Origin of the sequence: Cupriavidus sp. UME77 (genome assembly GCF_014170355.1) — a bacterium.
Classification (GTDB): Bacteria; Pseudomonadota; Gammaproteobacteria; order Burkholderiales; family Burkholderiaceae; genus Cupriavidus; species Cupriavidus basilensis.
Genome location: NZ_LZZU01000001.1, coordinates 1 through 23,185, shown reverse-complemented (window position 1 = coordinate 23,185; position 23,185 = coordinate 1). Strand labels below are relative to the sequence as shown.

Here is a 23,185-nt window from a genome sequence, read left to right as displayed (position 1 = left end):
GCGCCGGGCGGGGTGCCCGGGGGCGCGCCGGATGCCACAGGGTAGATCAGGCGGGTCGCTTGCGTCTAATATTAGATTTTTAGGATTCGATATCTTCCAGATATCAATGCGGACATCAGCGTGGACCTTCGTCAACTTCAGCAGTTCGTCGCCCTGGCCGAAACCGGCAACTTCCACCGCGCGGCCGAGCGCCTGCACATGGCGCAGCCGCCGCTGTCCATCTCGATCCGCAAGCTCGAAGACGCGCTCGGCACGCCGCTGTTCGTGCGTACCTCGCGCGGGGTGCGGCTGACCCAGGCTGGCGAAGCCGCGCTGCATGACGCGCGGCGCGCGCTGTTCCATGCCGGCCAGGCTCGCGCGGCGGCGCTGGCGGCGGCGCATGGCGAGCGCGGCGCACTGCGCGTGGGCTTTGTGGGCTCGGCAACCTACGCCTTGCTGCCCAAGCTGATCCCGGCGTTTCGGGCCGCTCACCCGGGGATCGAGCTGATCCTGCATGAATCCACCTCGGCGTCGATCCTGGACCGGATTGAGCGCCATCAGCTCGATGCCGGGCTGGTGCGTTTTCCTATCTTGCACAGCGGCGGCTACACGCTGATGCCGCTGGAGAACGACGAGTTCGTGGCGGCGGTGCCGGCCGATAGCCGATTTGCCGAGCGTGACACGATTGCGCTCAAGGCGCTCGCCGGGGAACCCTTCATCATGCATCCCAGCGCCGAGGTGCCCAACCTGCAGGCCATCGCCATGCTGCTGTGCCAGCAAGCCGGGTTCGTGCCGCGTGTGACGCAAGAGGCGGTGCAGGTGCAGACCATCGTCAGCTTGGTGGAAAGCGGCCTGGGGGTGGCGCTGGTGCCCAGCGTGGCGGCGCGCTATATCAACCGGCGCGTGCGTTTCCTGCGGCTGGCCAGTCCGCGGCCGGCGGCGCGCATCGGCATCGCGCTGGCCACGTCCACGGATAGCGATGACCGGCAAGTGCAGCGCCTGCTGGAGGTAGCCAGCACCGTGGTCGCCTAGGCCGGCGGATCAGGCGCGCGCGCCACGCGCCGCGCCGGCGCGCTCCAGCGCCACGCCCGGCAGCAGGTGCAGCAGGCGCACCAGCTCGCTCTGGCGATGGGTGCCGGTCTTGCGCAGGATGTCGCGAATATGCACGCGCACCGTGTGCGGCGAAACGAATTCGTGGTCGGCGATCTCGGCCAGGGTTTCGCCGGCGGCAAGGCGGATGGCAATCAGGCTTTCCTTGCGCGACAGTCCGAACAGCGACGTCAGCACCGAACTGTCGAGCACCGAGCGCGATTCCGAATTGCCCATCAGCACCATCGCGAACGGCAGTTGCCACGGGCCTTCCACCGGCTGGCGGGCCACCAGCGGCAGCACGATGATGGGCACCGGCTGGCCACCCGACGTGATGTGCATCCACGAGCCGGCCGCCGCCTCGCCGCCACGGGATTGCATGGCGCGGTCGAGCAGCTTGTGCAGGGTGGCGTGCAGGGTCTGGTCGTGGGCTTTGAGCATGCCGTTTTCCAGCGCAAGCTGGCTGTCGGCCTGCACCAGCGCCTCGGCCCAGATATTGGCGTAGCGCACGCGCATATCGGCCTGCAGCACCATCACGCCGAAGTCGAGCGTATCCAGCCCGGCCAGGCCAAGGGCTGCCAGGCCGCTCAACTCGAAGTTGCGCTGTTGCATGCGCGCGGCGCGGGCCCAGTGCGGCAGCACGCGCGCGAGCCGCTTGCTGCGGTGGCTCGAGCCCTGCGCCCCGTCGAAACCGGTGTCCAGGCGGCCGCCCCGGTCCGTGCCGCCCATCAGCACGCAGACCTCGGCGGTATCGAGCAGGCGCACGCCATGCTCCAGGTCGGCACCATGCGCCGGCGCGCGCCAGGGCGCGCCGTCCTGCGGGTCGCCAGGGTGATCGCCCGCGAGCGCGCGCCTGGGCAGGCTCGCCAGCGCATGCAGGCCTTCCGGCACGTAGGTGCCCTGCGCCGGGAAGCAGCCATGCGGGGTGACGCCGAGGCGCGCTTGCCCGGACAGCTTGTCCCAGACCAGGTAATGCGGGCTTTCGATGTCGGTATAGCGGGAGAAGAGATCCAGCGCGGCTGGCATGGCGGTGACGTCAAGCGCCGACTCGTAGATCGAATCGATCAGACGATGGAAGTCTTCATCCGCCGACGGATGTTCGCCCATAGTGTTTTCCCCGGTGGCTCTCGCCTGATCCTGCTTTGCTCTTTTTATTGGCCCGCTGGTGGCGGTACGGCTGGCTCGCTGTGGCCGGCTCCGAGGTGGCAGGTGCCACCGGCGGGGTCAGGCGCCCGGTATGCCGGGTATGTCAGCGCTGCGCGTTACCGTGTGGCGGCATTATGCGCATGCGAGCATAACTTCGCAAACAGGGAATGTCGCCTGGGCAATCATTAAAAATTATTTCAGCGCTGAAATGCCCGCGAAGCGGGCGATGGCTGCGCGAGGCGTACCCGTTTCTGCGTGCGCTTTGCGAGCCGCGTAGCGACTCAGCCTGGCCCGGGCGCACCCTTTGAAAGCGCAGCGGCGCCCCCGGCGCCGGCTGCCAGCTCCGTGGCCTGCGCGTCCTGTGCCGGGGGGAGCCCCAGTCCGCCCTCGACCTGCACCGTCACCCGCTGCGTGGCCATGCTGATGCCATGCTGGTCGAACTTGCGCTTGAGCCGCACGTTGAACGCGCGCGTGATTTCCGCCTGGGTCAGCGGGCGGGTCCTGAACTGGGCCAGCACCACCGAGCCGTTGGGGTCGAAGCGATCGAGGCCCAGGATGTCGAGCCCGGAAAGCAGGTTGCGCGCGTAGCGGAAATCGCGCGCCACCTCGGCGCCGGTCTCGCGGATCAGCTCGATGGCCTGGTCGAGGTCGCTGCCGTACGCCACGCCGATGTTGAACACGGCAAAGGCATAGCCGCGCGACATGTTCTTGATGGCCTTGATCTGGCTGTAGGGCAGTATATGAAGCGCGCCCTTGCCGTCGCGCAGCTTGACGGTGCGGATGGTCATGGCCTCCACTGTGCCGATATGGTCGGGCACTTCCACCGAGTCGCCGATGGCGATCGAATCCTCCACCACGATGAACAGCCCGGTGATCAGGTCCTGCACCAGGCTTTGCGCGCCAAAGCCGATGGCCAGGCCGACCACGCCGGCGCCGGCGAGCAGTGGCGTCACGTTGACACCGAGGTTGGCCAGCACCACGATCAGCGTGATGACCAGCAGCGCGACGAACAACGCATTGCGCACCAGCGGCAGGATGGTCCTGGCGCGCAGGCTGGGCGCCTGCCCGCGGCCGTGCGCGGGCGTCAGCGTCTGGGTGATGGCCGTATCGATCAGCAGCCACAGCAGCCATGACAGCAGCACGGTGCTGGTCACGCTGAACACGGCCTCGCCGATGCGCTTGCCGAGCGCGGTGGATTCAATCGCCGAGATCAGCGACATGCCCCAGATCCGGCTGGCCAGCTCGAAGTAGGCGAACCAGATCACCACCCGCACCAGCGCTGTCGCAAAGCGCCCGAAGCGCGCCAGGTAGGCCGAGCGCTGGCGGTCGCGAAAGCGCGGCGCGCGGTGCGTGGCCTTGGGCGAACGGCCGGTGATCAGCGTTAGCAGCAGCGCGGCCACGAACAGCGCTACCGAGGCCACGGTGCGCTGCAGGAAGATGTCTGCGTAGCCTGTGGCCAGCAGCGTGCCGGCCACCGAGGCCACCACTACCGCCAGCACCGGCAGGTGCCAGCTCGCGCCTACCAGGCGCAACAGGTCCATGATTGCGGGATGCTCCTGGCGGAAAGCCAGCGGCCGGTTGCTGATGATCTGGCCGATCTGCCGGCGAAAGCGCAGCGTGAAGGCGCCGATCAGCAACGCCGCGGCGATGTTGGCCACGGTGGAGATCAGCGCCGACAGGTTGGTGCCAAGCGAGGCGATCACGCGCGCGTCGGTCGCGGCGTCGCCCAGCGCCGCCAGCGCGCCGGTGGTAAACAGCAGCCTGCGGGAGTGCAGCAGCAGGTCGCGCACCGCGTGGGCGCGGTGCGCCGAGGTAAACAGCGCGAAGATGACCTGGCACACCGCGCCCATCACGGCGCCGGCCACCACCGAATAGGCAATCACCATGCCGGCCATGCTGGCGGGCGAGCGTCCGAACATGCCGCTCGAGAGCAGCATCGCCAGGGCGAAGGCCACCACCCACGGCGCCACCCTGCGCAGCATGTAAAGCCCGACGTCCATCCAGGACGGCACTGCGGGCAGTTCATGGCGTACCGCTGGCTGCAGGCGCCGGTTGCGCACGCGCCTCACCGCCTCCCGCAACAGCCATCCGGCGAAGAACCAGGCCGCGAGCACGGTGGAGAACTCCCGTGCCGATTGCCAGGGCGAGCGCGTCCCGTTCATGGTCAGTGCGGCCAGCCACTCCTCGCCCGCGAAATTGATGCGCCAGCGCCAGTAGTGCCACGGCCCCTTGTCCTTGCCGAGCGACGTATCGAGATGGTCGACCGCCTCGGCCAGCGCTCCGAGCAGGCCGGGTTGTGGCGCCGACGCCGCACTGGCCCCGGCTATGCCCTTGCGCAGCGTCTGCAACTGGTCGACCAGGGCCTTGCGGTCCTTGTCGCTCTGCAGCGTGGTGATGACCTGGTCGAGCGATTGCGCGAGCGGCTCGCTGGCCGCGGGCTGCGAGGCCGGCGCGGACTCGGCCTTGACGACCGCCGCCAGCGAGGCCAGTCCGGCCGGCGCCGCCAGTGCTGGCTGCGCTGCAAGCGCGGCCAGCGCCAGCCAGATCATCGGCATCAGCATCGACACCAGTGCGCGTGGCCGGCATGCGGCCGGTAATGTGAATTGGGACCTGATCACGAGCGTCATCTCATGCGGGTAGAGAGTGCCGGGCAACCCCCGGGGGATGCCTGACACTGTAGCGCATTGCGGATACCGCACACGCCGCGGATTCGTGCGGCGCCGCAATCGACGTTGCCGCTCGCGCAGGGCGCCCGGCAAGGCGTGTTGCATGGCAGCAGCAGCGGGTGGCGTGCAGCAGGCGTACCATGGCAGCGAGTCCGTGCCGGCCACTTGCGGTCAACGGAGTGATGGTGCGGGCCGTTGAGTGAGGTATTGCGTGTCGGTCGGGTTGCGGCTGTATGCAGCCCTGTCGTTTCGTTGTCCCAATGGCATTGTTACCGCAGGAGCCTGTCATGAATGCTATGAAAGTCTTGAACGCTGTTACCGCCGTTACCGCCTCGCCCGCCGCGTTTGGCCGGCGCATCGGCTTGCCCATGCTGCTGGCCGCAGCGCTCATCGCCTCGGTCCCGCACCTGGCGCGCGCTCAAACCACGCCCGCGGCTCCCGCCGCTGCCGCGCCGATGGCCAAGCCGGTCGCGCCCACACCCGCACCCGCAGCCTCCATGCCGATGGCCAAGCCGGCCGCGCCCGCCGCCGCCGCGGCACCGGGTGGCGGCCCTGGGCAGGTATGGGCCAACAAGTCTTCCAAGGTCTATCACTGCCCTGGAACGAAGTACTACGGCAAGACCAAGAACGGCGCTTATATGAGTGAAGCCGACGCCACCGCACAAGGTTTCCACGCGGATCACGGCAAGGCATGCAAGTGAGCCGCGCGAAGCGCCGCCGGGAGGGCATGACATGCACCTGATCTGGATCATTCTCATCGGCTTTCTCGCCGGCCTGGTGGCGCGCCTGCTCGCGCCCGGGCGCGGGCCAAGCGGTTTTTTCCTGACCGCCGGCCTGGGCATCGTCGGCTCGCTCGCAGCAACCTTCCTTGGGCAGGCGTTGGGCTGGTACCGCCCTGGCCAGTCCGCCGGCTTTGTCGGCGCCGTGCTGGGGGCCGTGATCCTGCTGGCGCTGTATCACCTGGCTACGCGGCGCTAGACAGGTCGCGGATTCTTCAAGTGGCCAATGCTGCTGCCCGCGGGCAGCAGCATTCGCGCCGCGCGCAGGCGTGCCCACGCTCTCATGCGCTTGATGTGCTTCATGTGCTTTCGTGCATTCGTCGCTTCGGACGATGCGTTGCGCGCCGTCATCCCTGAATCTCCATACCACGCTGGCAAGCCCGTTCATTCGGCTCGCCGGACTCAGGCATTCCGCCCAGGCGTAGCGCTGCGCGCCGACGGGGAACGGGGAATGCGGGGAATGGTTCAGCGCAGATTCAATACACATCATCAACACACATCAAGACAACGCGGAGACAAGATGGAACTCAATGCATCGGTAACGGCAGTGATCACGGGCGGCGCGTCGGGCCTGGGCGAGGCCACCGCGCGGGCGCTGGCGGCGCACGGCGTGCGTGTCGCGCTGTTCGACATGAATGCGGAAAAGGGCGAGGCCGTGGCGCGCGAGCTCGGTGGCGTGTTCTGCCAGGTCAACGTGACGTCGGAAGCCGAGGTCGAAGCCGGCTTCGCCAAGGCGCGCGCTGCGCTCGGCCAGGAACGCATCCTGGTGAATTGCGCCGGCACCGGCAACGCCATCAAGACCGCATCGCGCGCCAAGGAAGCGCCGGACCAGATCCGCTTCTTCGCCTCGGACGCGTTCGAGCGCATCATCCAGATCAACCTGATCGGCTCCTTCCGCTGCCTGGCGCGCTCGGCCGCCGGCATGCTCACGCTGGATGCGCGCGACGGCGATCGCGGCGTCATCATCAATACCGCCTCGGTGGCGGCACAGGACGGGCAGATGGGCCAGGCGGCGTACTCCGCCTCCAAGGCCGGCGTGGTCGGCATGACCCTGCCAATCGCGCGCGACCTGTCTGGCGAAGGCATTCGCGTCAACACCATCATGCCCGGCATCTTCAACACGCCGCTCTTGCAAGGCGCGCAGGAACACGTCAAGGCAGCGCTGGCCGCCTCGGTGCCGTTCCCCAAGCGGCTCGGCGCGCCGGAGGAGTTTGCCTCGCTCGCGCTGGAGATGTGCCGCAACAGCTATTTCAACGGCGAAGCGGTGCGGCTCGATGGCGCCATCCGCATGGCCCCGCGCTGATCCGGCAGTTCACAACAATAATAAGGACGCGCGCATGCAGCAGGACCGAGAGAAGGAGACGCTGATGGATTTCAGTTACCTGACCACACTGCCGCATGCGCTGCGCCACTTCGCGCAGCGGCGGCCCGATGCGGTGGCCTATGCTTTCGAAGGCAGGCTGACCACGTATCTGGCGCTGGACCGCCAGAGCGACCGTGTCGCCCAGGCGCTGGCGGCAGCGGGCATCGGGCCCGGCGACCGCATCGGCTATATCGGCAAGAACTCCGATCACTACTTCGAGCTGCTGCTGGGGGCAGCCAAGATGGGCGCCGTGATGGCGCCCGCGAGCTGGCGCCTGGCGCCGCCGGAGGTGGGATATATCGTCGGCCACTCCGATGCCGCGCTGCTGTTCGTGGGGCCGGAATCGGCAGACATGGTGCGCAAGCTGCTGCCCACGCTGCCGCTGGTGCGCGAGGTGATCGCCATGGAAGGCGGCCAGCCGGACTGGCCCGCCTACGTGGCCTGGCGCGACGCGCAGGCGCCCACGCCACCGGCGCACCAGCCCGCCGCGCACGACGTGGTGCTGCAGCTTTATACGTCGGGCACCACTGGCCGCCCCAAGGGCGCCATGCTGACCCACCGCAACCTGACCGCCGGCACCGAGGCCAGCGAGCGCGAAGATATCTCGTGGTCGCGCTGGACGGACGACGATGTCTCGCTGGTGGCCATGCCGGTGGCGCACATTGGCGGCTCGGGCTGGGGCTTGCGCAGCTTGCTCGCGGGGGCCAAGGGCGTGGTGGCGCGCGATTTCGATCCCGGCGCGGTGCTGGACTTCTTTGAGCGCGAGCGCGTCAGCAAGCTGTTCCTGGTGCCCGCGGCGATGCAGTTCGTGCTGCGCGATCCGCGCGCGCGCAGCATCGACTACTCCCGTCTGAAGACCTTGCTCTATGGCGCGGCGCCGATCCCGGCAGCCTTGCTGCGCGAAGGCATCGAAGTCTTCGGCTGCGGGTTTGCGCAGCAGTACGGCATGACCGAGACCACCGGCACGGTAGTGGCGCTGCCGCCGGAAGACCACACCACCGACGACGTGCCGCGCATGCGGGCCGCCGGCAAGCCGCTGCCCGGCGTGGAAGTGGTGGTGGTGGACTGGGAAGGCCGGCGCCTGCCGCCGGGCGAAGTCGGCGAGCTGATGATCCGCTCTCCGCAGAACATGGCCGGCTACTGGAAGCAGCCCGACGAGACCGCGCGCACCATCGACGCCGACGGGTGGCTGCGCACCGGCGACGCCGGCTTTCTCGATGCCGAGGGCTATGTCTACATCCACGACCGGGTCAAGGACATGATCATCAGCGGCGGCGAGAACGTGTATCCCGCCGAGGTCGAGAGCGCGATCTATGGCCACCCGCAGGTGGCGGATGTGGCCGTGATCGGCGTGCCCGACGAAAAATGGGGCGAGGCGGTCAAGGCCATTGTCGTGCCCCGTCCCGGACAGGCGCCGGATCGTGACAGCATCGTGGCGTGGGCGCGCGAGCGGCTGGCCGGCTACAAGATCCCCAAGAGCATCGAGTTTGCCGATGCGCTGCCGCGCAACCCCTCCGGCAAGCTGCTGCGCAGGAAGCTGCGCGAGCCGTATTGGGAAGGGTACAACCGGCGCGTCAACTGAGGCTGGCGCACAGCAATGCAAGACGCTCGGTACGCTGCGCCCTCCCATCTCACGGGAGAGCGCAGCGAGTCAGTGATCATCAGGACACATTGTTCTTGAATGCCGCCACCTGCCCCACGGAACGCGTTACGTAACGCGTAACACGCAGCCGGCCCGCCACTGGCTGGCAAGGGGCACCGCCAGGTCCCTCCTGCCTGGCACGCCCTCCCGCCAGCCGTTATGGCGCCTGCCTTTGCGGCCGGCGCCACCCCTGCCGCAATCCCCCTCGCATCCGCTGCGCTCAACGCCTTGCCGCTGGCACGCGGTTTGCGGTATTGCCTGTGACAACGCTGCCGCGAATACCAGCCAAGCTGGATGGGCATGTCGTTGCCAAAGGGGGAGCAGATGGAACCGGAACGCAGCAGCTCGCAAGGAGGCACGCAGTCATGAACGCACTCCTGCTTGAAGACAACCCGCTCCTGCGACTCGGCCTGCTGCGCATGCTGGGCGGCGTCGAGGGCCTGGGTCACGTGATCTGCGTGGATCCGGCCGATCTCGCCATGCTGCAAGGGCAGATGAATGATATCGGGCTGGTGATCCTCGGCTTGCCGCCAGCGCAGGATCGCGCGCTCGCGTTGCTGGAGACCGCGCGCACCGTGCTATCGGCGCAGTACCTGCTGTTGCTGGTCGATGGCGCGTTACCGCCCGTGTTGCCGCCGGATCTGGCGTGGGGCATCTGCACGTGGCTGCCCAAGGCGTCATCGCTGGCGGCGATCGGGGCGGCGATCCGGTTGGTGCTGGCCGATGAGGCGCAATGGCGCCAGCCGGCCCCACACCCCTCGGCGCCGTTGCAGGCACTAGCGACGGAAGGCGCCCGCATCGACCTGCTGCGCGACGAGGCGCGCATGTTGAGGCTCACGCCGCGCCAGTACGAGGTGCTGGTCTTGCTGTCGCACGGCTATCCGCTCAAGACCGTGGGCCGCCTGCTCAATATCTCGGTGGCGACCGTGAAGAGCCATGTCGCGCTGCTGTACCAGCGCCTGCAGGTCAGCAACAAGAGCGAAGCCATCCATGCCGCGCGCCAGCTCGGCGCCAGGTTCCAGACGGGCAGCAGCCACGGCAGTCATGATCGTGGCGCGGCCCGCGCCTGGCCCTAACCTCAGTTTCCCGTTCAGGAGAGCACCATGCGCAATCACACCGTGAGGGACGCGGAAATCGCTGCCGCCATCGACGCCACCCTGCTGCGCCGCCGGCAACAGTTCGACGGCCAGCCAGCCGCATGGCATGTGCTGTGCGAAGCGGCACACGTCGCCACGCTGGGCGAACCGGCGCGCCGGACCTTCATCGCGCGCGTGGCGGCCAGCCGTGGCGCCGATATCGCCCTGCGCCTGCTGCTCAAGGCGGAATCGATCCGGGCCACGGTGACCGCGGCGCTGGAAGCCGGCGAGGAGGTGGACGCCGGCCAGCCGGCCGCGCCCTTTGCCGAGTGCGTGGGCTGCAAGGATTGCGGGGATGTCGATGGGCCGGCAGCCGGCGAGGCCGCCGGGCAGGAACGCAGCCCGGCAGGCGGGCTGCTGCACTGACTTGGCTTGGCTTACAGCCCTAGCACCAGCTTGGCGATGATGTTGCGCTGGATCTCGTTGGAGCCGGCGTAGATCGATGCCTTGCGGTAGTTGAAATAGCGCGGCGCCAGCGGCGCAGCATGGTCGGGGCCCACCTGTGGTCCCGTGGCGCGTCCTTGCAATTCGCCCCAGCCGTCCTGCACGAAGGGCAGCGCGTACGGGCCGGCCGCTTCCACCGCCAGCTCGCTGATGGCCTGGATGGTCTCGGTGCCCACCAGCTTGAGCATGCTGGAGGCGGCGCCAATCGAGGTGCCCGACGTCACGTTGGAAAACAGCCGCAGCTCGCTTGCCTCCAGCGCGGCCGCGCGCACGTGCAGCTCGGCCAGCTTGCGGCGAAAACCCGGGTCGTCGAGCAAGCGCCCGCCATCCTCGCCGGGCTCTGTCTCCGCGATGCGGGCCACCTTGGCCAGTTGCTGGCGCAACATCGGGCCGTAGCTGCCGCCGCGCTCGAACTCAAGCAGGTATTTGGCGTAGGTCCAGCCCAGGCCCTCTTCGCCGATACGGTTTTCCACCGGCACGCGCACATCTTCAAAGAAGACCTGGTTGACTTCCTGCTGGCCCTCGACCGGGCCATCCAGCGTGGGCAGCGGCGCCACCGTGATGCCGGGCGTGCGCATGTCCACCAGCACGAAGGAGATGCCGTCCTGCCTGCGCGCGTCGCGGCTGGTGCGCACCAGGCAGAACATCCAGTCGGCCCACTGCGCGTGCGTGGTCCAGATCTTGGAGCCGTTGAGGATGTAGTGCTCGCCGTGCGCGTCGCTCCCGCGCTCGGCGCGCATCTGCAACGAGGCCAGGTCGGAGCCGGAGTTGGGTTCCGAGTAGCCCTGGCACCACCAGATATCGGAGCGCAGGATCGGCGGCAGGAAGCGCGCCTTTTGCGCCGGGGTGCCGTATTTCATGATCACCGGCGCCACCATCTTCAGGCCCATCGGCGACACGGTCGGGCAGCCGGCGGCAGCCGTCTCCGCCTGGAACAGGTAGCGCTGCGCCGGGGACCAGCCCGGGCCGCCATATTCCTCTGGCCAGTTGGGCGCGGCCCAGCCACGCTCGAACAGCTTTTTCTGCCAGCGCACCTGGCCTTCCTTGTCGAGGTAGCCATTCTTGGTGCGCGCCATCAGGGCCTTGAGGCCGGGGTCGAAGGCTTCCTTGATCCAGGCACGGACCTCGTCGCGGAACTGCAGCTCTTGCGGGGAGAAATCGAGATTCATCGATGGGCCTCGGGATGTTCGTCAGTGCGGGGCAGGAATGCGTGGGCTCACGCCGCGACCGGATACAGCAGGTCGGCGTAACGGCGCAGGTGGTGTTCGGCGGAGCCAAACTGCAGGTCGATCGCGGTGACGCGCTTGAAGTAGTGGCCAACCGCCAGCTCCTCCGTCACGCCCATGCCGCCATGGATCTGCACCGCGGCCTGGCCGACGAACCTGCCGGCCTGCCCGGCTTGCGCCTTGGCGGCGCTGGCCGCCAGCGCACGCTGTGTGGGCTGCGCACCGGCCTGCATGGCGGCGACTTGCGTCAGCGCCACGGTTTGCTCCAGTTGCACATACATGTCTGCCATGCGGTGCTGCAGCACCTGGAAGGTGGCAATCGGTACGCCAAACTGCTTGCGCTGGCGCGCGTAGTCGACCGTGTCGCCCAGCATGCGGCTCATGGCGCCGCCGGCTTCGGCGCACAGCGCTACCGCAGCCTCGTCGCTCAGGCGCTCGATCAGCGCCAGCGCCTCGCCCTCGGCGCCCAGCAAGCTGCCATCCGGCACGAAGACGTTGTCCAGGCGTATGTCGGCGGCCCGGGAGCCATCCACGGTGGGGTATTCCTGCAGCGTCACGCCGGGCGCGTTGCGCGCGAGCCAGAACAGGCTGATGCCGTCGCGGTCGCGCCGGCTGCCGCTGGTGCGCGCGCTTACCACAAGGTGCGTGGCCCATGGCGCGGCCACCACCACGGCCTTGTGGCCGTCAAGGCGCCAGCCGCCTTGCGCGCGGGCGGCGCTCGCCTGCACATCATGCAGGCAGTAACGGCTGCGCGGCTCGGCGTGCGCCCAGGCCACGGTGGCCTCGCCGCCGATGATGGCAGGCAGCCAGTTGGCGGCCAGCGTCTCGCTGCCATGCAGCAAGGCGCCGCCGCCGAGCACAACGGTAGACAGGTAAGGCTCGACCACCAGGTGGCGGCCGAACTGCTCCATCACGATCGTGTGGTCGACGGCATTGCCGCCGAGCCCGCCAAAGCGCTCCGGGAACGCGGCGCCCAGCAGCCCTAGCTCCTGCGCCAGGGCTTGCCAGCAGGACGCCCGCCAGCCAGCGGGCGAGCGGATTGCCGCCTGGCGGGCTTCGAAGCTGTAGTGGTCGGCCAGGTAGCGCGCGAGCGTGTCGCGCAACATCGATTGTTCTTCGCTGAATTGGAAATCCACGGTGGTTCCTTGGCGCGGTTGCTGGGGCACTTGCCATTATGTGAAGAGGCCGCTGGTTCGCATCGTCGGATGCGACGAATCGCCTTGGCGCGCGGCGCGCCGCACGGGCGGCCACCTCGGCGTTTGCGGCATTGCACCAAGGCGCGTTCGTCGCATCCGACGATGCCCGCCCGGGGTACCTGTCCCGACAATGTGCGGCACGCAATGCCATCCCTGCCGGTTCCGCGATACCGAAGTTTCCAACGCATCCAGTCACGCAGTCACCCATCACCTAGTTCGGCCACACCCACTTCCAGGAGGGTCAGTCATGCACCCGCATGTTCATGCGCAGCGCACCCCGGACAAGCCGGCCATCATCATGGCCGGCGGCACCGTCGTTACTTACCGCGAGCTTGACGAGCGCTCCAACCAGGCGGCGCGGCTGTTCCGCGACCACGGGCTGCAGCCGGGCGACCGCGTGGCCTTCCTGCTGGAGAACCACCCGCGCCTGTTCGAGCTGTGCTGGGGCGCGCAACGCTCGGGGTTGATCTACGTGTGCATCAGCACGCGCCTGAACGTGGATGACGCGGCGCATATCGTGGCCGACAGCGGCGCCAGGATGCTGGTCACCTCGCATGCGCAGGCCGCCGTGGCGCAGGGCGTGGCGGCAAAGGTGCCAGGCCTGGTCGCGCGCCTGATGATGGATGGCGCGGTGCCGGGCTTTGCCGCCTACGAGACGGCGCTGGCCCAGTACCCCGGGTGGCGCATCGAGGACGAATGCGCGGGCACCGACATGCTGTACTCCTCCGGCACCACCGGCCGCCCCAAAGGTGTCTTCACGCCGCCGGCCAACCAGCAGATCGACGTACCAGGCACCATGGTGCTGATGTGCCAGTCCCTCTACCAGTTCGGCACGGACACGCGCTACCTCTCGCCGGCACCGCTCTACCACGCCGCGCCGCTGCGCTACAACATGGCGGTGCAGCAGCTGGGCGGCACCTCTGTGGTAATGGAGCATTTCGACGCGCAAGCATTCCTGCGCTTGCTGGCACAGCACCGCATCACGCACACCCAGGTCGTGCCGACCATGTTCTCGCGCATGCTCAAGCTGCCCGAGGATGTGCGCCTGCGCCACGACGTGTCCTCGTTGCGCTTTGCTGTGCATGCCGCCGCGCCCTGCCCGGTGGCCGTCAAGGAGCAGATGATCGACTGGTGGGGGCCGATCATCTGGGAGTACTACGCCGGCACGGAGGGCAACGGTTCCACCGCCGTGGGTTCGGCCGACTGGCTCACCCATAAAGGCACGGTGGGCCGCGCCTCCGTTGGCCAGCTGCGCATCTGCGACGACAGCGGCGCGCTGCTGCCGCCGGGCGAGCCCGGCACCATCTACTTCGCCGAGGGGCGCAGCTTCGTCTACCACAACGATCCCGACAAGACCGCGCAGTCGCGCCACCCGGTGCACGCCGGCTGGACCACGCTGGGCGACGTCGGCTACGTGGACGAGGAGGGCTTTCTCTACCTGACCGACCGCAAGGCCAACATGATCATCTCGGGCGGGGTCAACATCTATCCGCAGGAGGCCGAGAACCTGCTGATGACCCATCCAGAGGTCATGGACGTGGCGGTGATCGGCGTGCCCAACGAGGACTTTGGCGAGGAGGTCAAGGCGGTGGTGCAGCCACTCGACATGGCGCGCGCCAGCCCGGCCCTGGCCGACGAGCTGCTGGCCTTTTGCCGCACCCATCTGTCCGCCATCAAGTGCCCGCGCTCGGTGGACTTCGCCGCCGAGCTGCCGCGCCTGCCCACCGGCAAGCTGCTCAAGCGGCTACTGCGCGAGCGCTACTGGGCGGGGCGGGAGAACAAGCTGGTATAGCTTGCTGGTGTGGCCGGCAGGGGGGGCGGTATTGGGGCCAACATTGGGGCCGGCATTTGGGCCGCCGGCCCGGCATCGCGGCCGCGTCGCGTGCCGGGCGGGCGTTTACGCCATAATCAGCCGTTCGATCCCTGGCGCATGTGGCGCCAGCAGCCGGCAACCATAAGCTGGCGCCGATCGCGTGGCATCCACTGCTCGTGGACGCCGCCGCCAACAGGAAGACACGGCGAATGGCAACAATCGAGGAGACCAGCGCGGGCCAACGGGGCGCCGCCCGCGCCGCCACGCTGGTGGCGAAGCTGCGCCCGCCCATGCTGACGCCGTTCCAGGTGGAGCGCCGCGCCATTTGCGACGCGGTGTGCGCGGCCGGCTTCGTCAAGCTGGTGCTGGTGCGCGCGCCGGCCGGGTTCGGCAAGACCACCGCCATGCTGCAATGCCGGGCGCGGCTGGACGCCGAAGGCGTGGCCACCGCCTGGCTCACGCTGGACCGCGCGGACAATGACGCCACGCGTTTTCTCGGCTCGCTCGAAGCGGCCTTCGAGCTGGTGCTGCGCAAGGGCGGCGCGCCGCTCGCCGCGGCCCAGCCAGCGGCGCAGTCGGCAGGCGAGCACGCGCTCGCGCTGATCGACCGCATGGCGGCTCACGACCGCCCCTTCACGCTGTTCCTGGACGACTTCGAAGCCCTGCAGAACCCCGCCGTGGCCGGACTGGTCTGGCAAGTGGTGGAGCAATTGCCACCCGGCGCCCGCCTGGTGGTGGGCACGCGCTGGGTGCCGGAGTCCGGGCTGGCGCGGCTGCGCGCGCGTGGCGAGCTGCTGGAGATCGAGCCGGCCCAGCTGCGCTTCACCGCCGACGAGACCGATTCCTTCCTGCGCCGCGCGCGCGGCCTGGCGTTGCAGCCCGCGGCCATCTCCACGCTGCACCGGCGCACCGAAGGCTGGGCCACGGCGTTGTGGCTGGCGTCGGTTGCACTGGAGCGGCGTGGCCAGCCGGACGCCTTCATCGCCGGCTTTTCCGGCTCGAACGCCGCGATTGCCGATTACCTGGTGGAGGACGTCTACCTGCACCTGCCCGATGCGGTGCGTGCATTCCTGTTGCGCACGTCCATCCTCGACCAGCTGAGCGGGCCGTTGTGCGATGCCGTGAGCGGCACCGCCGACAGCGAGGAAATCCTCGCCTGGCTGGAGCGGGCCAACCTGTTCCTGATGCCGCTGGATGGCGAGCGCCACGGCGGCGCGGAGCCGCCTGCTCAGACCCATCAGCCCAGTGTGCGCTGGTACCGCTATCACAGCCTGTTCTCCAGCTTCCTGCGCGCGCAGCTGCAGCAGGCCATGCCGCACGAAGTGCCCGCCTTGCAGATGGCCGCCTCGCGCTGGTACGAGCAGCAGGGCCGGCCGGTGCCGGCCATCGAGCATGCGCTGGCGGCCGGCGCGGTGGCCCACGCGCTGCCGCTGCTGGCGGGCAAGGTGGACGAGTTGCTGGCGCAAGGCCGCATGCGCCTGCTGACGCGCTGGCTGGACGCGGTGCCAGCCGACGCGCTGGCCGCGTGGCCCAAGCTGCAGATCGCCCATGTGTGGGCGCTGTCGTTTACGCGCGGCCCGGCCGATGCCATTGCGCTGCTGCAGACCATCCCGTTGGCCGGCGCCGAGGGCGACCTGCTGGCGCATGTGCGCGCGCTGCGCCATATGCTGCTGAACATGATGGACCGCTTCGACGAGGCGCGTGCCTGCAGCCGGGACGATCCGCTGCCACTGCCCATGGGCTATCCGTTCCCGGACTCCATCCTTGCCACCTCGATGGCGCGCATGGCCGCCGTCACCGGCGACTACCGCGAGGCGCGGCGCCTGCTGGGCGTGGCCCGCCAGGTGGTGCGCGGCTCCGACAGCAACTTCAACAAGATCTTCTCGGAATCGGTGGAGGGGCTGATCGACCTGCGCCAGGGCCGCCTGCAGCAGGCGCTGGCGCGGTTTCGCATTGCCGCCAGCACCATGCTGCCGAACCGCTACGGCCCGACCAACGGCAACGCCATGGCCGGCATCCTGCTGGCCGATGCGCTCTACGAGATCAACGAGCGCGAGCGCGCGGAGCGCCTGCTCACCGTGTACGTGCCGCTCGCGCGCGATCTCGGCCTGCCCGACCAGATCATCACCGGCCATACCGTACTGGCCCGCATCGCCTGCGACCGCGGCGACGTGGACGGCGCGCATGAATGGCTGGCCGCCCTCGAGCACCTTGGCCATCATCGCGGCCTGCCACGGCTGGTGCTGGGCGCCATGCTGGAGCGCGCCCGCCTGGCGCTGCTGCAAGGCAATCAGCATGCCGCCGAGCAAGCGCTGCAGCACGCAGCCGACCCGGCGCTGTGGCGCGCGCGTCCCGGCCTGAGCGCGGTCAGCTCTTTCGCCAACGACCTGGAAGACGTGGTCATGGGGCGCCTGCGGCTGGCGCTGTTCACCGAGCCCTCCGTGCGCACGCGCGAGGCCATCGAGACGGAACTCGCCGCCACCGAGCGCGCGCAACTGATGCGCAGGGCGCTCAAGCTGCGCATCCTGCTGGCGCTGGCCTGCCAGCGCAGCGGCGAAGCCCCCCAGGCGTTGCAGGCGATGGGCGAAGCGCTGCGCTTCGGCGCGGCGGAAGGCTTCATCCGCATTTTCGCTGACGAAAGCACGGACGTGCGCCGGCTGGTGGCCGAGGCCTGCCTGCGCCAGGGCAGCGCGTTGCCCGCAGGGTATGTGGAGCGCCTGCTGCAAGCCTGCGGCGGCGCGCCGGAGCCGGTGGACCCGGCCGCCATGCAGGCGCGCCATGGGCTGCTGGAACCGCTCACGCCCAAGGAGCAGAAAGTGCTGCAACTGCTGGCCGAGGGCTTCTCCAATGTGGCGATGGCGGATCGGCTCTTTGTCTCGGAGACCACGGTGCGCACCCACCTGCGCAATATCAGCGCCAAGCTGCGGGCCAGCAACCGCACGCAGGCGGTTGCCATCGCGCGGCAACTGGGCTTGCTGTAAGGAAGCGCGGGCGATTAGGCGAGCCCAGGCAGCGTCCGGGGGAATGTAAGCCCCTGCAGAGGGGCACACGGACGTGCCGCTGGCTTGTGGCCTTTCGTGCAAGCCGATTACGAAATCGGCATGGTCATGGTGCTTGGCCATTCAGCCATTCAGCCATTCAGCCATTCACCCGTTCACCGGCTCACCCGTTCAGATGCCGATGAACTCCGCATACTCCGCCAGCGGCGCGCGCGTGGCACGCAACTGGTTGACTGCCGCTGCCGGATCCTCGTAGCCGATTGCCATGCCGGTAAACAGCATACGTTCGGCAGGGAGGGAGAGAAAGCCCGCAATGGTTTCCGGATACATCGCCCAGCATTCTTGCGCGCAGCTGTCCAGCCCATGCTCGCGCAGCAGCAGCATCACCGTTTGCAGGTACATGCCCAGGTCCGACCATTGCGGCGGGCCCATGCGGCGGTCCACGGTGCAGAACAGCGCCAGCGGCGCGCCGAAGAATGTGAAGTTGTTGGCAAATTGGGCAAGGCGCGCCGGCTTGTTCTCGCGCGGGATGCCCAGGCAGCGATAGAGGTCCTCGCCGACCTGGAAGCGCCGTTCGCGATAAGGCGAGACCAGCTCGCGCGGGTAGACGTCGTACTCGCTCCCTTCGCCGCGGGGCGCGCCGGCGACGCGCTCGCGCATGGTGGCCTTGAGCCGCGCCAGCGGCTCGCCGCCCACCACGTGCAGGTGCCACGGCTGCAGGTTGCCGCCCGATGGCGCGCGCGCGGCCTGCTCCAGCACGTCGCGGATGATCTCCGGCGGCACCGGCGTGGGAAGAAAGCCGCGTACCGATTTGCGGCTCTGGACTGCCATGCTGACTTTCACGCTGCTCTCCTAGGGGCTTGGCTGGGGGATCAGATAAAGGGCGGCTCGTTGCCCCAGTCGAAGAAGTCCGGCATGTCCTGCGATACGCGCTCGGGGAAGCTGGCCGGGCGCTTTTCCAGGAAGGCGCTGACGCCTTCCTTGACGTCGGCCGACTGGCCGCGCGACTGGATCGCGCGGCTGTCCAGGCGATGCGCCTCCATCGGGTGGCTGGCCCCGGCCATGCGCCAGATCAGCTGGCGCGAGATGGCGACAGAAACCGGCGCGGCATTGTCGGCGATCTCGCGGGCCAGCGCCTGCGCGGCCGGCAACAGGTCTTCGGGCGCGTGCAGCGAGCGCACCAGCCCGCGCTCCAGCGCCTCCTGCGCCGAGAACACGCGGCCGGTGTAGCACCATTCCAGCGCGGTGGAAATGCCTACCACGCGCGACAGGAACCACGACGATGCCGCCTCGGGCGTGATGCCGCGGCGCGCGAACACAAAGCCGAACCTGGCGTCGGTGGAGGCCAGGCGGATGTCCATCGGCAACTGCATGGTCACGCCGATGCCCACCGCCGGGCCGTTGACCGCCGCGATGACCGGCTTGAGGCTGCGGAAGATGCGCAGCGCCACGCGTCCGCCGCCATCGCGATGGGCGGCTTCCTTGCTGGCGCCGTAGCGCTTCTCGTAATCGAAGGTGGAGCCGCCGGAGGACAGGTCGGCGCCGGCGCAAAAGGCGCGCCCGGAGCCGGTGACGATCACCGCGCGGACGTCGTCGTCGGCGTCGGTGGCGTCAAAGGCGTCGATCAGATCCTGCATCATGCGCGGGGTAAAGGCGTTGAGCTTTTCCGGGCGGTGCAGGGTGATGGTGGCGACGCCCTTGTCGACGGCGTATTGCAGGGTCTCGAAGCTGGGGGGGACGGCTGGGTTCGGGGTGCTCATGGCTGGCCTTGGCTCTCTCGAAATGGGTGTGGGTAAGGTAGTGCAGAATCGGGCGCCTGCAATCGTCGAATCCGACGAGGTAGGGACGGCAGCGCCGCCGTAGACTGGCGCCAGGACGCCTGGCGGCCTGAGCCAGGCAGAAGACCGAGCATAGAACACAAAGACCAGAAGCCAGAAGGAACATCATGAAGACGCGCATCACCGAATTGCTGGGCACCCGCTACCCCATCATCCAGGGCGGCATGCAGTGGGTTGGCTACGCCGAGATGGCCGCCGCGGTCTCCAACGCCGGCGGGCTTGGCGTGCTCACCGCGCTGACCCAGCCCACCCCGGAAGCGCTGGCCGCGGAGATCCGCCGCACCCGCGAGCTGACCGACCAGCCCTTTGGCGTCAACCTGACGCTGCTGCCCTCCATCAACCCGCCGCCGTACGCCCGCTACCTCGACGTGATCATCGAAAGCGGCATCAAGGTGCTGGAGACGGCGGGCAACAATCCCAAGGAGCATATCGCGCGCGCCAAGGCGGCCGGCATCAAGGTGATCCACAAGTGCGTGGCGATCCGCCATGCGCTGTCGGCCGAGCGCCTGGGCGTGGACGCGGTGTCCATCGACGGTTTCGAGTGCGCGGGCCATCCCGGCGAGGACGACGTCCCGGGCATGGTGCTGATCCCGCTGGCCGCGCGCCGGCTGGGCATTCCGGTGATTGCCTCGGGCGGCATCGCCGACGGGCGCGGCATGGCGGCGGCACTGGTGCTGGGCGCGGAGGGCATCAACATGGGCACGCGCTTTTGCGCCACGCGCGAGGCGCCGATCCACCACAACGTCAAGCAGGCCCTGGTGGACGCCAGCGAGCGCGACACCAACCTGATCTTCCGCACGCTGCACAACACCGCGCGCGTGCTCAAGAACGCCATCTCCGATGAGGTCGTCACCATCGAGCGCCAGCCGGGCGGCGCCCAGTTCGAGGACGTCAAGCACCTGGTGGCGGGCGTACGCGGCAAGGCCGCGCTCGCCGCCGGCGAGACCGATGGCGGCATCATCAGCGCCGGCCAGTGCGTGGGCCTGATCGACGACATCCCGAGCTGCGCCGAGCTGATCGAGCGCATGGTGGCCGAATGCCGCGAGCAGCTCGGGGTGGCCTCGCGCTACTTCGCAGCATAAGGCGGCGCAGCCATGGCTGAAGCCAGTCAACCTTCCGATGCCGGCCCGGGCGCAGGGCAATCCGATGTGCCCGAGGCGCCGCCGCCGGGCTTTGTCGCGTTGCGCGGCGCCAAGGGCTTCCTCGAGAACTTCGGACAGATCTACGTGGACCGGGAGCGGCGCGTAGTGGCCATCCGCATCGGGCCGCATCACCTCAACCCGCTTGGCATCGCGCACGGCGGCATGCTGGCCACGCTGGCCGACACCGCCATCGGCATGATGATGGCACTGGAGACAGACCGCAAGCAGCCGGCGGTGACGGTCAACCTCAGCATGGACTACTTCGATGCCGCGCGGGTGGGCGACTGGGTGGAGGCGCACGTCGAGTTCGACAAGCTGGGCTCGCGGCTGCGCTTCGGCGCTTGCCGCCTGATGGCCGGGGAGCGCTGCCTGCTGCGCGCCACCGCCATCTTCTCGGTGCTCACGCCGCGCGCGTGATGCGCCGCCGCCGCCTGGGGCGTCGGTTGCACCGCGCAATCGTCGCTTCCGACGACGCCGCGCGCCCCGCTGCTGGGCCAGAATCCGCAACAGGCTAGCGAGGCTTGGCCGTGCCCTTCCCGGGGCACGGCCATTACCATTACGGGCGGGTTCGCCCCGGAACGACAAGAGGAGACGACATGGCAGAGGCATACATCGTAGCGGCCGCGCGCACCGCGGGCGGGCGCAAGGGCGGCAAGCTGGCAGGGTGGCATCCAGCGGATCTCGCCGCGCAGGTGCTGAACGCGCTGGTTGAGCGCAGCGGCGCCGATCCGGCGCTGATCGACGACGTGATCATGGGCTGCGTCGGCCAGGCCGGCGAGCAGGCCGGCAACGTGGCGCGCAACGCCGTGCTGGCCTCGAAGCTGCCGCAAAGCGTGCCCGGCACCTCGGTCGACCGCCAGTGCGGCTCGTCGCAACAAGCCCTGCACTTCGCCGCGCAGGCGGTGATGTCCGGCACCATGGACATCGTGATCGCCGCCGGCGTGGAAAGCATGACCCGCGTGCCGATGGGCCTGCCCTCCACGCTGCCCTTCAAGAACGGCTTCGGCAGCTCGATGAGCCCGGCCATGCAGGAACGCTATCCCGGTGTGAAGTTCAGCCAGTTCACCGGCGCCGAGATGATGTCGCGCAAGTACGGCCTCACGCGGGACGACCTGGACCGCTACGCGCTGGAAAGCCACCGCCGCGCCATCGCCGCCACGCAGGCCGGCCGCTTCAAGGACGAAATCGTGCCCGTCGCCGTACGCGCCGCGGACGGCAGCGCCAACGGCGAGCTGCATACGGTGGACGAAGGCATCCGCTTTGAAGCCAGCCTGGAATCCATCTCCAGCGTCAAGCTGATCGAGGAAGGCGGCACCGTCACCGCCGCCAGCGCCAGCCAGATCTGCGATGGCGCGGCGGGCCTGATGGTGGTCAACGAAGCCGGCCTGAAGAAGCTGGGCGTCAAGCCGCTGGCACGCATTCACCATATGTCGGTGCTGGGCCATGATCCGGTGATCATGCTGGAAGCACCGTTGCCGGCAACGCTGCGGGCGCTGGAGAAGGCCGGCATGAAGATCGGCGATATCGACCTGTTCGAGATCAATGAAGCGTTTGCGCCGGTGCCGCTGGCTTGGTTGCAGACCACGGGCGCCGATCCGGCGCGCATGAATGTGAATGGCGGGGCGATTGCGCTGGGCCATCCGCTTGGTGGATCCGGGGCTAAGCTGATGACTACGCTTGTGCATGCGCTGCATGCGCAGGGGAAGAGGTATGGGTTGCAGACGATGTGTGAGGGTGGGGGGATGGCGAATGTGACTATTGTTGAGAGGCTATAGGGTATCGGGTTGCCTTCGCTGCTTGATTTTTGCGGCGTTGGCTTTTGTACCCAAGGTGCCATACGACATCGCTCTGCTGGGTTGGTCGCTGTTTCTTTTGGCGGCGATGGTTTTTGCACCCAAAGGCCATACGACATCCCCCTGCGGGGGCTGCCGGTCACTCTTCTTTGCGTCGGCAAAGAAGACTAACGAGAAGAAAGCCGACCCTGCCGGGGGCAGAGCAATCGCGGGTGCTAGGGACGCTGGTTTCGTCGTATGGCCTCAGTTCTGCTGGCATCTGCCGGTACCGGTTTGAAGGGCCATGACGCTGCCGATTTCCGGGATGCGTAGTACGGCCCCCGGTAGCGGAATCCTTGCCCATTCGCCAATCTGCCGTTACCGGCGCGCACCATCACGACACGTCGCCCGTCAGTGGTCTCGTGGTGGGGCGGGCGCGGTGGTCAGGGTCTCGGGCATATCAACACGGTGCCACCGCGCCCACGACGGAACCGGTGCGCTTGCAACTTCGTGGCCGGCCACTGCGCGAGCGACAGACGGCTTGAAGCAAGTGATGTCTGCTACCGGGGGCCGCACCACGTATCCCGGAGGCTGGCAGGGTCGTGGCCAGTCAATCCGGTACCGGCAAAAGCCCGCCGGCACTCCGGGCCGTACGACGAAATCATCGGCACTCGAAAGCCTTATTGCTCTGCGCCCGGCAGGGTCGGCTTTCTTCTCGTTAGTCTTCTTTGCCGACGCAAAGAAGAGATGGTATGAACGCGCCCCGTCCCCGCAGTGGAGCGCGAGGTGGCGACACGGTAGTGTGGGTCGGGCAGAAAAGAGTCTGAGGAGAGGGGGGTCCCTCCAGACCGAACGGCATCGCAATGTGCCAGAGTGGAAGATCTCACCACCACTACAGGAACGGAGGGACCCGAAATGAATGCTATGACATTTGGGCTGGATATTGCAAAGCATG

General features: G+C 68.3%; 18 protein-coding genes. 12 read left to right on the top strand and 6 right to left on the bottom strand.

What is annotated here, in order from left to right:
* The first annotated feature begins 120 nt into the window (after nucleotides 1–120).
* Nucleotides 121–1,011 (top strand): LysR family transcriptional regulator, encoded by an 891-nt coding sequence (locus A9975_RS00090; RefSeq protein ID WP_183030842.1) that lies wholly within the window; start codon nucleotides 121–123, stop codon nucleotides 1,009–1,011.
* 9 nt (nucleotides 1,012–1,020) lie between these two features.
* Here the strand turns inward: A9975_RS00090 and A9975_RS00085 are convergent, their stop codons facing one another.
* Both A9975_RS00085 and A9975_RS00080 read right to left on the bottom strand, forming a co-directional pair.
* Nucleotides 1,021–2,175: a helix-turn-helix transcriptional regulator gene (locus A9975_RS00085; RefSeq protein ID WP_183030841.1), complete on the bottom strand. Its 1,155-nt coding sequence runs from the start codon at nucleotides 2,173–2,175 to the stop codon at nucleotides 1,021–1,023.
* Between the two features lie 320 nt (nucleotides 2,176–2,495).
* Complete coding sequence (locus A9975_RS00080; RefSeq protein ID WP_183030938.1) at nucleotides 2,496–4,775, bottom strand: mechanosensitive ion channel family protein; 2,280 nt, start codon at nucleotides 4,773–4,775, stop codon at nucleotides 2,496–2,498.
* Nucleotides 4,776–5,167: 392 nt separating this feature from the next.
* Between A9975_RS00080 and A9975_RS00075 the strand changes: the two genes are divergently transcribed.
* From A9975_RS00075 to A9975_RS00050, 6 genes are all read left to right on the top strand, one after another.
* The gene (locus A9975_RS00075; RefSeq protein ID WP_255502968.1) at nucleotides 5,168–5,581 is read left to right on the top strand and encodes a signal protein; all 414 of its coding nucleotides are present in this window, start codon (nucleotides 5,168–5,170) and stop codon (nucleotides 5,579–5,581) included.
* 31 nt (nucleotides 5,582–5,612) lie between these two features.
* A complete protein-coding gene (locus A9975_RS00070) occupies nucleotides 5,613–5,858 on the top strand; it encodes a GlsB/YeaQ/YmgE family stress response membrane protein (RefSeq protein WP_183030840.1) in 246 nt (81 codons plus the stop codon).
* Between the two features lie 321 nt (nucleotides 5,859–6,179).
* Nucleotides 6,180–6,962: an SDR family NAD(P)-dependent oxidoreductase gene (locus A9975_RS00065; protein ID WP_043357193.1), complete on the top strand. Its 783-nt coding sequence runs from the start codon at nucleotides 6,180–6,182 to the stop codon at nucleotides 6,960–6,962.
* A 64-nt stretch (nucleotides 6,963–7,026) separates the two neighbouring features.
* Nucleotides 7,027–8,604 (top strand): fatty acid--CoA ligase, encoded by a 1,578-nt coding sequence (locus tag A9975_RS00060; protein ID WP_183030936.1) that lies wholly within the window; start codon nucleotides 7,027–7,029, stop codon nucleotides 8,602–8,604.
* A 425-nt stretch (nucleotides 8,605–9,029) separates the two neighbouring features.
* A complete protein-coding gene (locus A9975_RS00055) occupies nucleotides 9,030–9,740 on the top strand; it encodes a LuxR C-terminal-related transcriptional regulator (RefSeq protein ID WP_183030839.1) in 711 nt (236 codons plus the stop codon).
* 27 nt (nucleotides 9,741–9,767) lie between these two features.
* Nucleotides 9,768–10,166, top strand: coding sequence for a hypothetical protein (locus A9975_RS00050; RefSeq protein ID WP_183030838.1), 399 nt, complete (start codon nucleotides 9,768–9,770; stop codon nucleotides 10,164–10,166).
* Nucleotides 10,167–10,177: 11 nt separating this feature from the next.
* Here the strand turns inward: A9975_RS00050 and A9975_RS00045 are convergent, their stop codons facing one another.
* Nucleotides 10,178–11,413, bottom strand: a complete 1,236-nt coding sequence (locus A9975_RS00045) for an acyl-CoA dehydrogenase family protein (protein WP_183030837.1) — start codon at nucleotides 11,411–11,413, stop codon at nucleotides 10,178–10,180.
* 47 nt (nucleotides 11,414–11,460) lie between these two features.
* Nucleotides 11,461–12,606, bottom strand: a complete 1,146-nt coding sequence (locus A9975_RS00040; protein WP_183030836.1) for an acyl-CoA dehydrogenase family protein — start codon at nucleotides 12,604–12,606, stop codon at nucleotides 11,461–11,463.
* 307 nt (nucleotides 12,607–12,913) lie between these two features.
* Between A9975_RS00040 and A9975_RS00035 the strand changes: the two genes are divergently transcribed.
* Both A9975_RS00035 and A9975_RS00030 read left to right on the top strand, forming a co-directional pair.
* Nucleotides 12,914–14,458, top strand: coding sequence for an AMP-binding protein (locus A9975_RS00035; RefSeq protein ID WP_183030835.1), 1,545 nt, complete (start codon nucleotides 12,914–12,916; stop codon nucleotides 14,456–14,458).
* 230 nt (nucleotides 14,459–14,688) lie between these two features.
* A complete protein-coding gene (locus tag A9975_RS00030) occupies nucleotides 14,689–17,460 on the top strand; it encodes a LuxR C-terminal-related transcriptional regulator (RefSeq protein ID WP_183030834.1) in 2,772 nt (923 codons plus the stop codon).
* Nucleotides 17,461–17,649: 189 nt separating this feature from the next.
* Here A9975_RS00030 and A9975_RS00025 read toward each other — a convergent pair whose 3' ends face one another.
* Nucleotides 17,650–18,321 carry a nitroreductase gene (locus tag A9975_RS00025; protein ID WP_183030833.1) on the bottom strand — a complete coding sequence of 224 codons (672 nt, stop codon included), beginning with the start codon at nucleotides 18,319–18,321 and terminating at the stop codon, nucleotides 17,650–17,652.
* Nucleotides 18,322–18,350: 29 nt separating this feature from the next.
* Nucleotides 18,351–19,238: a crotonase/enoyl-CoA hydratase family protein gene (locus tag A9975_RS00020; protein WP_183030832.1), complete on the bottom strand. Its 888-nt coding sequence runs from the start codon at nucleotides 19,236–19,238 to the stop codon at nucleotides 18,351–18,353.
* A 185-nt stretch (nucleotides 19,239–19,423) separates the two neighbouring features.
* On the opposite strand from A9975_RS00020, the gene A9975_RS00015 reads away from it, so the two are divergent.
* The 3 genes from A9975_RS00015 (at nucleotide 19,424) to A9975_RS00005 (ending at nucleotide 22,233) form a co-directional block, all read left to right on the top strand.
* Nucleotides 19,424–20,398 (top strand): nitronate monooxygenase family protein, encoded by a 975-nt coding sequence (locus A9975_RS00015; protein WP_183030831.1) that lies wholly within the window; start codon nucleotides 19,424–19,426, stop codon nucleotides 20,396–20,398.
* A gap of 12 nt (nucleotides 20,399–20,410) precedes the next feature.
* A complete protein-coding gene (locus A9975_RS00010) occupies nucleotides 20,411–20,875 on the top strand; it encodes a PaaI family thioesterase (protein WP_183030830.1) in 465 nt (154 codons plus the stop codon).
* A gap of 179 nt (nucleotides 20,876–21,054) precedes the next feature.
* A complete protein-coding gene (locus tag A9975_RS00005) occupies nucleotides 21,055–22,233 on the top strand; it encodes an acetyl-CoA C-acetyltransferase (RefSeq protein ID WP_183030829.1) in 1,179 nt (392 codons plus the stop codon).
* Nucleotides 22,234–23,185 lie beyond the last annotated feature (952 nt).